This is a genomic window from Paramagnetospirillum caucaseum (genome assembly GCF_000342045.1).
Classification (GTDB): domain Bacteria; phylum Pseudomonadota; class Alphaproteobacteria; order Rhodospirillales; family Magnetospirillaceae; genus Phaeospirillum; species Phaeospirillum caucaseum.
Genome location: NZ_AONQ01000100.1, coordinates 1 through 12,421, shown reverse-complemented (window position 1 = coordinate 12,421; position 12,421 = coordinate 1). Strand labels below are relative to the sequence as shown.

The window sequence follows — 12,421 nt, the reverse complement described above, 5'->3', positions numbered from 1 at the left end:
GAGGGTGACGAGGCGGGGCGCCACGTCGACCCCCAGATCGGCCGGCGACACCGTGTCGATGGGCTTCTTCTTGGCCTTCATGATGTTGGGCAGGCTGGCGTAGCGCGGCTCGTTGAGGCGCAGGTCGGTGGTCACCACCGCCGGCAGCCTGAGGCTCACCGTCTCCAGCCCGCCGTCCACCTCGCGGGTCACCGTGACGGAATCGGCACCGATCTCCACCTTGCTGGCGAAGGTGCCCTGGGGCCGGCCCAGCAGGGCGGCCAGCATCTGGCCGGTCTGGTTGGAATCGTCGTCGATGGCCTGCTTGCCCAGGATGATCAGGCCGGGGGCTTCCTTGTCCACCAGGGCCTTCAGGACCTTGGCGACGCCCAGCGGCTGGACCTCGTCGTCGCTGGAAACCAGGATGCCGCGGTCGGCCCCCATGGCCAGCGCCGTGCGCAGGGTCTCGCCCGCCGCCGCCGGGCCCACCGACACCACCACCACCTCGGCGGCCTTGCCGGCTTCCTTGAGGCGGACCGCCTCCTCCACCGCGATCTCGTCGAACGGATTCATGGAGAACTTGACGTTCTGCGTCTCGACGCCGGAACCATCCGACTTCACCCGAATTTTCACGTTGTAGTCGATCACCCGCTTGATCGCGACGAGTACCTTGGTCATCACAGCTCCTTGGCCTTTTGCCGCAGCATGAACTTCTGGACCTTGCCGGTCGAGGTCTTGGGCAGCCCCCCGAACACGATGGTCCTCGGCACCTTGAAATGGGCCATGCGCTCGCGGCAGAAGGCGATGATATCGGCTTCGGTGGCCTCGGCGCCATCCTTCAAAGCGATGAAGGCGCAGGGCGTCTCGCCCCACTTCTCGTCGGGCCGCGCCACCACGGCGGCTTCCAGCACGGCGGGATGGGCGTAGAGGGTGTCCTCCACCTCGATGGACGAGATGTTCTCGCCGCCCGAGATGATGATGTCCTTGGAGCGGTCCTTGATCTCGATATAGCCGTCGGGATGGCGGACCGCCAGGTCGCCGGTGTGGAACCAGCCGCCGGCGAAGGCCTCCTCGGTGGCCTTCGCGTTCTTCAGGTAGCCCTTCATGACGTTGTTGCCGCGCATGAAGATCTCGCCCACCGTCCGGCCATCCCGGGGGGCCGGCTCCAGGGTGACGGGGTCGGCGACCATCAGGCCTTCCAGCATGGGGCCGCGCACGCCCTGGCGCGCCTTGATCTGGGCCTTCTCCTCGATGGACAGGCCGTTCCACCTGTCGTGCCAGACGCACTGGACGGTGGGGCCGTAGCACTCGGTCAGGCCGTAGACGTGGGTCACTTCCCAGCCCATGCGCTCCATGCCGGCGATGACGGGGGCGGGCGGGGCGGCGCCGGCGGTCATCACCTTGACGGCATGGGAGATGCCGTCCTTGAGCGCGGCAGGCGCGTTGTTGATCATGTTGAGCACGATGGGGGCGCCGCAGAAATTGGTCACCGTCTCGTCCCTGATGGCGGCCATGATGGCGTCGACCCGCACATGGCGCAGGCAGACGCTGGTTCCCGCCACCACCGCCATGGTCCAGGGGAAGCACCAGCCGTTGCAGTGGAACATGGGCAGGGTCCACAGATAGACCGTGTTGTCGCCCATCTGCCACGACAGGGCGTTGGACACCGCGTTGAGATAGGCGCCGCGATGGTGGTAGACCACGCCCTTGGGGTTACCGGTGGTGCCCGAGGTGTAGTTCAGCGCGATGGCCTGCCACTCGTCGGTGGGCATGGTCCAGGGGGCCTCGGCCCCGGCCTCGTCCAGGAACTCCTCGTAGGTCTTCTCGCCCAGCAATTCGCCGCCCTTGAACTGCGGGTCGTCGATGTCGATCACCGTCAGCGGGCGGCCCAGCGCCGCCAGGGCCTTCTTCACGACGGCAGAGAACTCGCGGTCGGTGATGAGGATTTTTGCCTCGGCATGGTCGAGGATGAAGGCGATGGCGTCGGCATCGAGGCGGGTGTTGACGGCGTTCAAGACGGCGCCGGTCAGCGGCACGCCGAAATGAGCCTCGAAGGTCTCGGGCGTGTTGGCGCCCATCAGCGCCACGGTGTCGCCCGGGCCGATGCCGCGCTGGATCAGCGTGGCGGCCAGCCGGCGGCAGCGGGCGAAGGTTTCGGCCCAGGTGCGGCGCACCGGCCCGTGCACCACGGCCAGACGGTCGGGCCACACGGCGGCGGCGCGCTCGAGGAAGGTGAGCGGCGTCAGCGCCACGAAATTGGCGGCGTTCCTGTCGAGACCCAGTTCATAGGGATTGGCGGACATCATGGACTCTCCCTTCCAGCATTTTGCGGACGCTTGTAGCCGGCCCTCGTTGCCCAAGTGTCTCCGGATTCTAACGAATTGTTTCCGCTGGACGGAGAAGGCGCTCTGGGGCAATCAATGTGGAGAGGTTCCAGACGGGAGGAAAAGGCGATGATGGTGCGCAAGGGGCTGATGCTGGCCGGATGTGTCCTGCTGCTGGGCGCTCCCGCCCAGGCCGCCGACATCAAGGCCCGGGTCAAGGAGATCGTCGCCGAGCGCTGTTCCCTGTGCCACGGCGTGGACGGCGAGGCCGCCACCTCGGTCTATCCCCGGCTCGCCGCCCAGAACGAGACCTACATGGTCAAGCAGCTCAAGGATTTCCGCGACGGGCGGCGCAAGGGCACCATGAACGAGATGGCCCGCGACCTGACCGACGAGGAGGCCGCCGGGCTGGCCGCCTATTTCAGCGGCAAGAAGCCCCTGTCCCGGCGCCCCCTGGACGCCGACTTCGCCGCCGTGGGCAAGTACATCTTCCACAACGGCAACCGCTATTCCGGCATCGCCCCCTGCGCGTCGTGCCACGGCGAGGCTGGGCGCGGCACCGAGCAATTGCCGCGTCTGGCCGGCCAGCATCCGGCCTATGTGGAGGGCCAGCTGATGGAATTCGTGTCGGGATCGCGCACCAACGACAGATCCATCATGCACGCCGTCGCCACCAAGCTCACCATCCTGGAGATGAAGGCGGTGTCCGCCTATATCGGCGGGTTGGAATAGGGGAGGGGGCTCGGGGGCGAAGCCCTAATTCATCCGCTCTTCGGCGTCATTCCCGCCGTTCTCCGCCAGCCAGTCGTCGATCTGGTGCAGGCGGCTGTCGCATTCGCTGCGTTGGCGGCAATCGTGGCGGTGGAGGCAGTCATGGGCGACCGAAGCGGTGCAGCGGACCAGATCAGGGTCGCTGCGGCGGCTGGCCCATTTCAGCGCCAGATCCAGCCCTTGCAGGCAGGTGCAGTCGAGGGTTTGGGCCATCTGTCATCCCCTCCATCAGGATTAATGCTTATTCTACCCCTTCTTTTCTTGGATGTATCGCGTCGCGTGTTGCGCAAAAGGATAGCTTCTCCCAATTGGCTGCATACCATGGGCGTACGCAAAAAAATCCGCCCCGAGCCAGGCGGCCGGGGCGGGGGAAGTTGCTTAGAGAGGGAGGCTGACCTCGGGGGAGGTCAACATCTGGAATGAGACTAACAAGCGTGAATTCCGCAGTCAAATGATTTTAAGGTGCGGCGCGGTAATTCCGAGTGGATTAGTGGGAGGAGGGGGCATCCTCGAGGGCCAGGACGCCTTTCAGAAGCTCCTCCACCGCCTGGCGCGACAGGTCGCGGGTGATGAAGACGATGCGGGTGCGGTGGTCGTCGTCGGGCCAGCCGGGCAGCGGGGCCGGCGGATGGAAGACGTGCTGTACCCCGTGGATGGCCAGGGGATCGGCGGATTCGCGGGCGTTGACGATGCCCTTGATGCGCAGCAGGTTCTCGCCCTTGGACGAGATCATCAGCTCCAGGGCGAAGCCCAGGGCCGTCCACGATACCGGCTCGCTGGCGGTGAACACGAAGGCCTGGATATGGGCGTCGTGGCGGTTGGCGTCGTGGTGGTGGTGATGATCGTGATGGGCATTCTGGTGGGCGCGGTAGGCCTCTTCATTAAGCCAACCGGCCACGTCGGGAATCTTGGCTCCGGGATTGAACAGGCCGGCATTAAGAATCTGGGCGGGGCCGAGCTGGCCCTGCATCGCGACGATGATGGGGGCGGCGGGATTGAGACGGCGCAGCCGGGCGCGCAGCACCTCGACCGCCACCGGGTCGGCGATGTCGGCCTTGGTCAGGACCAGCCGGTCGGCCACCGCCACCTGCTTGACCGCCTCGGCCTGGGCGTCGAGGGTGCGGTCGCCGTTGACGGCATCCACCGTGGCGACGATGCCGTCCAGTTTGTAGCGGCTGGACAGCAGCGGATCGCTCATCAGGGTGTGGATGATGGGCGCGGGATCGGCCAGGCCGGTGGTCTCGATGATCATGCGGTTGAACTCGGGAATCTCGCCCCGCACCCGCTTGATGAACAGGTCGCGCATGCCCTCGACCAGATCGCCCCTGACCGTGCAGCACAGGCAGCCCGATTGCAGCAGCACCACGTCCTCGGCCACCTGGCGCACCAGCAGATGGTCCAGCCCGACGGCGCCGAACTCGTTGATCAGCACGGCGGTGTCGGCCAGACCGGGCTGGGCCAGCAGGTGGTTGAGAAGGGTGGTCTTGCCGCTGCCGAGAAAACCGGTCAGCACGGTGACGGGGATGAGGCTCATGCTCGCAACTCCAGTATACGGGCTGCCGCCCATGCCCGCTTGGGGCCGGGGGCCCCAAACCCCATTCGTTACTTCTTATACAGCTCGTCCGGCGACACCAGCACCGTCGCCACTTCGGTCAGGCCTTCCGGCCGGGCGGCGGTGTAGAAGCAGGTGCGCCGGCCGGTGTGGCAGGCGACGCCGTCCTGGTCCACCTTCAGCAAGATGGTGTCGCCGTCGCAATCGATCAGGAAGTCCTTGAGCCGCTGTTGCTGGCCCGAGGTCTCGCCCTTGCGCCACAGCCCGCCGCGCGAGCGCGAGAAATAGCAGACCCGCCCGGTCTCCAGGGTCTCGGCCACCGATTGGGCGTTCATCCAGGCCATCATCAGCACCTCGCCGGTGTCGAATTGCTGGGCGATGGCCGGCACCAGGCCGTCGGCGTTGAACTTGAGCTTGGGCAGGATCGCGGTGCTGTCGATGGCGGACATGACGGAAACCTCTTCGATGGGAGGCTAAGGGTTTAACGGGCCGACAGGCACTCGGCAAGGACGGCGGCGAGTCCGGTCATCTGCTGCACATAAGAGTCCGGCCCGGCGGCCACAAGCAGGCCTTCCGGGTCGAGCTGCCCCAGGCGTACTCCCGCCGATTCGGCCAGCATGGCGGCGGTGGCCGAGGGGGCGCCGGGCTCGCCGAACACGCAGGCGGCGCCGGCCTTCCTCAGGCGGTCGCGCAGCTGGGCCATGCGCTTGGCCCCCGGCGGCCGTTCGGGATCGACGGTGATCGCCCCGGCCGGCGACAGGCCGTAGCGCGCCTCGAAATACTGGTGGGCGTCGTGGAACACCACGTAGGGACGCTGGGTCAGGGGGGCCAGCCGGGCGGCGATCTCCCTGTCCATGTCCTCCAGCCGGCGGCGGGTGGCCTCGGCATTGGCGGCGTAGCGGGCGGCGTGGGCCGGGTCGAGGGCGGCGAGGCGCTCGGCCACCGCGCCGACCAGCAGGATGGCGTTGCGCGGGTCGAGCCAGACATGGGGATCGGTTTCATCGCCCTTGCCATGGCCGTGGTGATCATGGCCGCCCTTGGCCCAGACGCCGCCCTCGCGGCTGTCCAGGCGGATCAGGCCGGGCAGGCTCATCATGGACAGGCTGTCCTTGCGCCGGGCCAGGGGGCGCTCCAGCCAGCTTTCGAAGTCCTTGCCCACCCAGACCACCAGCCGGGCTTTTTCGGCGGCGCGGGCGTCGGAGGGCTTCATGGCGTAGCCGTGGGGCGAGGCGCTGCCCGACACGATCAGGCCCGGCTCGCCCATTCCCGCCATCACCGAGGCCACCAGGGAATGCAGCGGCTTGATGCTGACCAGCACCGCCGGAACCTCGGCGGCGGCGGGAGCGGCGAGGCCGAGCAGGAAAAGGGCGGCGGCCAGGGTCTTCCGCATGGGGGGCACTCCATGTCATGATGGAAAGGATGAAATGTTATAATATAACAATTTAGCGGCGGCAAGGATGAGCTTTCCGGTTCCCCATCACGATCACGGCGCCTGCATCCGCGCCGCCATGGCGGCGGCGGAGGACGAGTGCCGGCGGCGCGGCGCCCGGCTGACCGACATCCGCCGCCGGGTGCTGGAGCTGGTATGGGGCAGCCACCGGCCGGTGGGGGCCTACGCCCTGCTGGAGGAACTGGGCAAGGAGGGCTGGTCGGCGGCGCCGCCCACCGTCTACCGCGCCCTCGACTTCCTGCAGGCCCACGGACTGGTCCACCGCATCGCCCTGCTCAACGCCTTCGTCGGCTGCGCCCGTCCCGGCCATGCCCATGCCGGGCAGTTCCTGCTGTGCGCCCAATGCGGCATCGCCGTGGAACTGGAGGACCGCGAGGTCGACGCCGCCATCGGCCGGGCCGCTGGCCGCCTGGGCTTCACCGTGGCGCGCCAGACCATCGAGATCGAGGGCCTGTGCGCCGGGTGCCGGGACAAGGAGGCGCAGCCGTGAGTGGAGGCCCCCTGCTGCGTCTGGCCGGCATACGGCTGAGCCATGGCGGACATCCGGTGCTCGACCATGTGGATCTGACGGTGGAGGCCGGGCGGATCATCACCGTGGTCGGCCCCAACGGCGCCGGCAAGTCGTCGCTGCTCAAGGTGGCGCTGGGGTTGCTGCGCCCGGATGCCGGCCGGGTGGAGCGGATGGCGGCGGTGATCGGCTATGTGCCGCAGCGTCTGGACATCGGGCGGCTGCTGCCGCTGTCGGTGCGGCGCTTCCTCGCCATGGCGGTGGCCGAGCGCCTGGACAGCGGAACTCTGGAAACCGTGCTGGATACCGTGGGGGCCGGCCATGTGCTGGGGCGGCAGGTGGCCGACCTGTCGGGCGGCGAGTTGCAGCGGGTGCTGCTGGCCCGCGCCCTGCTGCGCCGCCCGGACCTGCTGGTCCTCGACGAGCCGGTGGGCGGCGTGGACGTGGCGGGGCAGGCCGAGCTCTATGACCTGATCACCGCCCAGGCCCGCGAGCATGGCGTCGGGGTGCTGATGGTCTCCCACGACCTGCACGTGGTGATGGCCGCCACCGACCATGTGGTCTGCCTCAACCGCCATGTGTGCTGCGCCGGCCACCCCGAGGCGGTCAGCCGCCATCCCGAATATCTGGCGATGTTCGGCCCCCGGGTGGCGGCCAGCCTGGCCATCTACACCCATGCCCACGACCATGGCCATGGCGCCGACGGCTCGGTGCTGCCGCTGGAGGGCGGGGAAGACTCCCACGTTCACGGGCCGGGGTGCCGCCATGGATGACTTCCTGCTGCGCGCCCTGCTGGCCGGAGCGGCGGTGGCCCTGGTGGCCGGACCGCTGGGCTGTTTCATCGTCTGGCGGCGCATGGCCTATTTCGGCGACGCCCTGGCCCATTCCGCCCTGCTGGGCATCGTGGCGGGGTTGCTGCTGGGCGTGGCGCCCCTGGCCGGGGTGGCGGCGCTGTGCGTGATCGCCGCCGTGATCCTGGCCCGCGCCGAAGCCGACCGCAGCGGCGGCGCCGACAGTCTGCTCGGCATCCTGGCCCACGGCTCGCTGGCCCTGGGGCTGGTGCTGCTCTCGCTGATGGAGCGGGTGCGGGTCGACCTGATGGGCTGGCTGTTCGGCGACATCCTGGCGGTGAGCGACGCCGACATGGCGTGGCTGTGGGGCGGCGCCGCTCTCGTCCTGGCGGTGCTGGCCTCGCAATGGCGCAGCCTGGTGGCGGCGGCGGTGGACGAGGATCTGGCGGTGGTCGAGGGGCACAAGGTGGCCCGCGCCCGGATGGTGCTGATGCTGCTGGTGGCGCTGGGCGTCGCCGCCGCCATGAAGGTGGTGGGCGTCATGCTGGTCAGCGCCATGCTGATCATTCCGGCGGCGGCGGCGCGGCGTCTGGCCCGCACCCCGGAACAGATGGCGGCGCTGGCCGCCCTGGCCGGTTTGCTGGCGGTGGGTCTCGGCCTGGGCGGCAGCTGGCTGTGGGACACCCCGTCCGGTCCCAGCGTCGTCACGGTGGCGACGGCGCTTTTCCTGCTGTCCCGCACCCTTTCCAGGCGATAAACCGAGCGGACGGCCTTGCCCATTGCCAAAGGCGGTGCCATCATCGAAGCTCAATTCCGGTATTGGGGGAGGCCACGCTCCAGAAGGGGCAGAAGGCCGTGAGCAATGAACGATTCCAAGCGTCGAGCCAAATTCGAGTCCAAGGTCGCTGAACTGCTTGCCGTCACTGCGGGGCTGAAGGTCCCGCAGATACTGATGCTGCGCCGGATGACCTCGTCCGATCCCGATACCCAGTCGTGGGCCAATGACCGCGAACTGGGCGTGGTGTTCGACACTATCCTGGACCGCGCCGTGGCCGCCATGGACGTGGAAGAACTGGGCGCCGCCGCCGACCAGCATTTCGACGGCCTGCTGCCGCCCGGACCCGACGACGCCCGCGACAAGGATCGCTGGCTGCTGTTCGACCTCACCAAGAAGTATCTGGTCAACCGCTCCAAGGCGGCCGCCCAGGTTCCCGCCGCCCCGGAGCCGCCCCCCGCTTTGGCCGAGGAGGAGGAAGAACCGCCGATCACGTTCGACAACTTCCGCCAGATGTTCGACGAGACCCTGGCCCGCTATACCCGCCGCGCCCTGCAGGTGCTGGTGGTCAATCCGGCGGGCGCCGCCAGCCTGCGGCCGCATATTCCGCTGCCCTTCATCATCTCGCCCGGCTTCGCCGCCTGCTACGAGACCTTGCTGCGCAAGTTCGTCCTGCCCGACATCCGCGCCACCAAGCGCATCAAGGAACTGTCGGAGAGCCGGGCCTGGGACACCACCGGTCCCAACCGGCTGATCGGCATCATTCAACAGGGCGGCAACGGCAACCCCATCCTCGACACCTGGGATTCCCGCTGGGCCGCCTACAAATCCGAGGGAGTGGGCTCCAAGCACGCCAAGGCCGACAATCCCTGGGCGGTGTTCCACGACTGGGCCAAGGCCGGCGGATTGCCCGCCCCGGACGAATCCGATATCCCGCTGCTGCATTCGGTGATCCGCTGGGAACCGGAAGCACTGCTCGAGGCCTGGCGCGAGGTGGCGCTGCTCTACCAGCAGGAATTCCATCCCAAGGATCGCCACGATCAGGCCCGCGAGGGGGCCTTCCGCGACGCCATTGTCCGCTGTATCCGCGAACAGCCCAAGTTCGGCGGCGACCTGATCGCCATGAAGGCGTTCTTCGAGATGCCAAAATGCGACCGCATGTTCCTCAGGAAGCTGATGCAGACGGTGGGCGGCACCGAGACCGAGCGCCGCCGCGTCGCTCCCGGGCTGGTGCATTTCTACAACAACCTGCCTCTGTAATGCGTCTGAGGTATCTTAGGCTGTCTGTGCTATAACCAAGGCATGATGTCCGGGTGGGAGAAGCCGGCATGTCCGGGGCGCTGAGCATTGGGGGCGGTGCCAGGAAGCCATCCACGTGGCTTCCCTTCGTGGTGGCCGCCCTGATCACCGCCTGTTCCGGCCTGGCGCTGCTCAAGCTTTACGCCCTGCAATCGGAGCGCCGGCACGAGGCGGCGCGGGCCGAGGTGGTGTCCCAACTCAGCGTGTTGCGCGCCCGCCTGGAATACAACCTGACCGCCCCCCTGCTGATCAGCCGGGGCCTGGTCGCCCAGATCGTCTTCCAGGGCGGCATGAGCGACGCCGACTTCGCCCGGGCCGCCGCCCTGGTGATGCAGGACTACGAATCCATCCGCAACCTGGCCATGTCGCGCGGCACGGTGATCGCCTCGGTCTATCCCCTGGCGTCCAACCGGGCGGTCCTGGGCGCGGATTACCGCGACCTGCCCGACCAATGGCCGGCCGTGGAACGGGCCATCAACAGCCGCAGGCCGGTGGTGGCCGGGCCGGTGAACCTGCTTCAGGGCGGGACGGCGCTGATCGGTCGGGTGCCGGTGTTCCTGCCCGATGCCGGCGGCGAGGCCAGGCTGTTCGGCCTGATCAGCGTGGTGATCGACATTCCCAAGGTCTTCGCCGCGTCGGGCATCGACGCCGGAACGCTGCCCATGGAACTCGCCCTGCGCGGCCGCGACGGGCTGGGCCGCAAGGGGGCGATGATCTGGGGGGACGAGGCCGTCTTCGGCCGCTCGCCGGTGGAGATGGAGGTGACGCTGCCCGACGGGACCTGGGCCATGGCCGCGATCCCCAAGGGGGGATGGGGGATTGATGACGGCCAGTTACGGGTGACCGGCGGCATGGGGCTGGTTCTTTTCCTGGTGACCGCCCTGGCGTCCTTCGGCTGGGCGGTTCACGCCCGCATCCAGCGGCGGGTCCAGCGCCATGTGGCGGAGAGCGAAGAGCGCTACCGCGCCCTGGTGGAGACCTCCCCCATGGCGGTGATCGTCCACCGCGACGGCGGTATCCTGTTCGCCAACACCCAGGCGTCACGCATGCTGAAGGTCCCCGAGGGGCAATCCCTGGTCGGCCGGGCCCTGCGTGACCTCATCCACCCGGACAGCCGCGCCGCCCTGGCCGAGCGGGTGGATGCGGTGCTGTCCGCCCCGGATTCGGTGTCCAGCGGCGCCGCCCGCTATATCACCGGCGAGGGCGAGGTGATCGAAACCGAGGTGGTCTCGACCCGGGTCGGGCTGGAGGGGCGGCCGGCGGTGCTGTCGGTGGTTCACGACGTGACCCGGCGCCACCGGGCCGAGGCGGAGCGCGAACGCCTGCTGGAAAGTCTGCGGCGTTCCAACGAGGACCTGCAGCAATTCGCCTATATCGCCAGCCACGACCTGCAGGAGCCGCTGCGCAACGTGGCGGGCTACGTCCAGTTGCTGGGACGGCGTTATCGCGGCCGCCTGGACAAGGACGCCGACGATTTCATCGCCTTCGCGGTCCAGGGGACCAAGCGCATGCAGGAGATGATCACCAACCTGCTGGATTATTCCCGGCTGCGCCAGGACGACGGCGAGCCGGAACGCCTGGACAGCCGGATCGCCCTGGACGAGGCCCTGGCCGATCTCGGCGCCGCCATGGACGAATCGGGGGCGGTGGTCGAGGTGATCGGCACCATGCCGGTGGTGGCGGCCCGGCGGGTGGAACTGGCCCGGATTTTCCTCAACCTGATCGGCAACGCCATCAAATACCGCCGCGCCGATACGGTTCCGCGCATCCGCATCTCCGCCCGCCGCGACGGCCGGAACTGGGTGTTCTCCATCGCCGACAACGGCATCGGCATGGAGCCCGCCTCTCTCGACCGCATCTTCACCCTGTTCCAGCGTCTGCACTCGCGCGATACCTATGACGGCACCGGCATCGGTCTGGCTATCTGCCGCAAGCTGGTGCAACACAACGGCGGCCGCATCTGGGCGGAGTCCCAGCCGGGCCACGGCTCGACCTTCCATTTCAGCCTGCAAGGGGCGGAGTAGTCCCCTACGACCGGGCCGGGGAGAGGCGGAAGCCGGCCAGCGCTTCGGTCTTGGACAGGGTGTCGAGCAGTTCCATGGGGGCGGGTTCGCGCTCGGCCAGCAGCGACATCTGGTACTGGAACAGATTGCCGCTTTCCTCCAGCTGGAAGCTCCAGTCGCGGGCCACGAAGCCGTGGAGCGCCAGCATGGCGTGGATCTCCTCGGCCGGCGGCGTCTGGTTGTGCCGGTAGGTCAGGGTGAGATGCAGGGCCGTCTGGTGGGGCAGGGCGTGCTCGAGCCGCCGGGCGGCGGTCATCACCGCCACGGTGCACAGGGCGCCGAAGACGGCCGCCACATAGAATCCGACGCCGATCAGCACGCCGATGGCCGCCGTCGCCCAGATGGAGGCGGCGGTGGACAGGCCGCGGATGCTGAGCCCTTCCTTCATGATCACGCCGGCGCCCAGGAAGCCGATGCCGGTGACGATGCCCTGGATGACGCGGGTGGGATCGGCCAGCGCCGGCGTGTTGGACAGGCCGGCGTACCACATGTGGGGATAGCCGTTGACCACGGTCAGCGAGGTGGCGGCCAGACAGACCAGGGAATAGGTGCGCAACCCCGCCGCCCGGCCGTGATACGACCGCTCGTAGCCGATCATCAGGCCGGTGGCGAGCGCTCCCGTCATGTGCAGGAGGATCAGCCCGTTGGTGATCAGTTCCTGGCCGGACCAGTAGGCGAGCAGCGTCTCCATGGATCGCGGCCTCAGCTGGCGTTGTCGTTGAAGGCGGCCTGGTAGATGTCGGCGGGGGCCAGCGAGGGCGACGGCTCGCTCAGCAAGGCCGCCGGTTCGCTTTCCACGCCGATGGCGGTGCTGGCCGGCTCGGTGACCCGTGCGGCGGGCGCCGGATCGACCGTCACCGGCGGCAACGGCGCCGATGGCGGCGGCGGGGCCTCGGCCGCCGAGGGGGC

The 12,421-nt window shown here is 68.4% G+C and carries 14 protein-coding genes; 6 read left to right on the top strand and 8 right to left on the bottom strand.

The window, feature by feature from the left end; translation table 11 throughout:
* Both H261_RS21250 and H261_RS21245 read right to left on the bottom strand, forming a co-directional pair.
* Positions 1-657 (bottom strand): electron transfer flavoprotein subunit beta/FixA family protein (locus H261_RS21250; protein WP_008621808.1); only part of this gene is annotated, 657 nt, incomplete at its 3' end.
* Positions 657-2,285 (bottom strand): acyl-CoA synthetase, encoded by a 1,629-nt coding sequence (locus tag H261_RS21245; RefSeq protein ID WP_008621807.1) that lies wholly within the window; start codon positions 2,283-2,285, stop codon positions 657-659. The genes H261_RS21245 and H261_RS21250, both read right to left, overlap by 1 nt.
* Positions 2,286-2,432: 147 nt before the next feature.
* Between H261_RS21245 and H261_RS21240 the strand changes: the two genes are divergently transcribed.
* A complete protein-coding gene (locus H261_RS21240; protein WP_008621806.1) occupies positions 2,433-3,035 on the top strand; it encodes a c-type cytochrome in 603 nt (200 codons plus the stop codon).
* 24 nt (positions 3,036-3,059) lie between these two features.
* Here H261_RS21240 and H261_RS21235 read toward each other — a convergent pair whose 3' ends face one another.
* The 4 genes from H261_RS21235 to H261_RS21220 form a co-directional block, all read right to left on the bottom strand.
* Entirely contained in the window at positions 3,060-3,287 is a 228-nt protein-coding gene (locus H261_RS21235) for a hypothetical protein (protein ID WP_008621805.1), read from the bottom strand.
* Between the two features lie 274 nt (positions 3,288-3,561).
* The gene (locus tag H261_RS21230) at positions 3,562-4,608 is read right to left on the bottom strand and encodes a CobW family GTP-binding protein (protein ID WP_008621804.1); all 1,047 of its coding nucleotides are present in this window, start codon (positions 4,606-4,608) and stop codon (positions 3,562-3,564) included.
* Positions 4,609-4,676: 68 nt separating this feature from the next.
* Positions 4,677-5,075, bottom strand: a complete 399-nt coding sequence (gene hisI, locus H261_RS21225; RefSeq protein ID WP_008621803.1) for a phosphoribosyl-AMP cyclohydrolase — start codon at positions 5,073-5,075, stop codon at positions 4,677-4,679.
* Between the two features lie 32 nt (positions 5,076-5,107).
* A complete protein-coding gene (locus tag H261_RS21220; protein ID WP_008621802.1) occupies positions 5,108-6,016 on the bottom strand; it encodes a zinc ABC transporter substrate-binding protein in 909 nt (302 codons plus the stop codon).
* 67 nt (positions 6,017-6,083) lie between these two features.
* On the opposite strand from H261_RS21220, the gene H261_RS21215 reads away from it, so the two are divergent.
* From H261_RS21215 to H261_RS21195, 5 genes are all read left to right on the top strand, one after another.
* On the top strand, positions 6,084-6,566 hold the full coding sequence (locus H261_RS21215; protein WP_008621801.1) for a Fur family transcriptional regulator: 483 nt from the start codon (positions 6,084-6,086) through the stop codon (positions 6,564-6,566).
* On the top strand, positions 6,563-7,357 hold the full coding sequence (locus tag H261_RS21210; protein WP_008621800.1) for an ATP-binding cassette domain-containing protein: 795 nt from the start codon (positions 6,563-6,565) through the stop codon (positions 7,355-7,357). The genes H261_RS21215 and H261_RS21210 overlap by 4 nt, the downstream gene beginning before the upstream one ends.
* Positions 7,350-8,132, top strand: coding sequence for an iron chelate uptake ABC transporter family permease subunit (locus H261_RS21205; protein ID WP_008621799.1), 783 nt, complete (start codon positions 7,350-7,352; stop codon positions 8,130-8,132). Before H261_RS21210 ends, H261_RS21205 begins: the two co-directional genes overlap by 8 nt.
* A gap of 105 nt (positions 8,133-8,237) precedes the next feature.
* Positions 8,238-9,410, top strand: coding sequence for a hypothetical protein (locus H261_RS21200; RefSeq protein WP_008621798.1), 1,173 nt, complete (start codon positions 8,238-8,240; stop codon positions 9,408-9,410).
* Positions 9,411-9,478: 68 nt separating this feature from the next.
* Complete coding sequence (locus H261_RS21195; protein ID WP_081609025.1) at positions 9,479-11,473, top strand: ATP-binding protein; 1,995 nt, start codon at positions 9,479-9,481, stop codon at positions 11,471-11,473.
* Positions 11,474-11,477: 4 nt separating this feature from the next.
* On the opposite strand, the gene H261_RS21190 is transcribed toward H261_RS21195, so the two are convergent.
* Positions 11,478-12,203, bottom strand: coding sequence for an MgtC/SapB family protein (locus tag H261_RS21190; protein ID WP_008621795.1), 726 nt, complete (start codon positions 12,201-12,203; stop codon positions 11,478-11,480).
* 11 nt (positions 12,204-12,214) lie between these two features.
* On the bottom strand, positions 12,215-12,421 hold a 207-nt coding region (locus tag H261_RS25570), incomplete at its 5' end, for a hypothetical protein (protein ID WP_040477125.1).

Coding starts and splice junctions, on each gene's coding strand:
- H261_RS21235 (WP_008621805.1), bottom strand. CDS start 3,287: ATGGCCCAAACCCTCGACTGCACCTGCCTGCAAGGGCTGGATCTGGCG.
- H261_RS21220 (WP_008621802.1), bottom strand. CDS start 6,016: ATGCGGAAGACCCTGGCCGCCGCCCTTTTCCTGCTCGGCCTCGCCGCT.
- H261_RS21200 (WP_008621798.1), top strand. CDS start 8,238: ATGAACGATTCCAAGCGTCGAGCCAAATTCGAGTCCAAGGTCGCTGAA.
- H261_RS21205 (WP_008621799.1), top strand. CDS start 7,350: ATGGATGACTTCCTGCTGCGCGCCCTGCTGGCCGGAGCGGCGGTGGCC.
- H261_RS21190 (WP_008621795.1), bottom strand. CDS start 12,203: ATGGAGACGCTGCTCGCCTACTGGTCCGGCCAGGAACTGATCACCAAC.
- H261_RS21215 (WP_008621801.1), top strand. CDS start 6,084: ATGAGCTTTCCGGTTCCCCATCACGATCACGGCGCCTGCATCCGCGCC.
- H261_RS21230 (WP_008621804.1), bottom strand. CDS start 4,608: ATGAGCCTCATCCCCGTCACCGTGCTGACCGGTTTTCTCGGCAGCGGC.
- H261_RS21195 (WP_081609025.1), top strand. CDS start 9,479: ATGTCCGGGGCGCTGAGCATTGGGGGCGGTGCCAGGAAGCCATCCACG.
- H261_RS21240 (WP_008621806.1), top strand. CDS start 2,433: ATGATGGTGCGCAAGGGGCTGATGCTGGCCGGATGTGTCCTGCTGCTG.
- hisI (WP_008621803.1), bottom strand. CDS start 5,075: ATGTCCGCCATCGACAGCACCGCGATCCTGCCCAAGCTCAAGTTCAAC.
- H261_RS21245 (WP_008621807.1), bottom strand. CDS start 2,285: ATGATGTCCGCCAATCCCTATGAACTGGGTCTCGACAGGAACGCCGCC.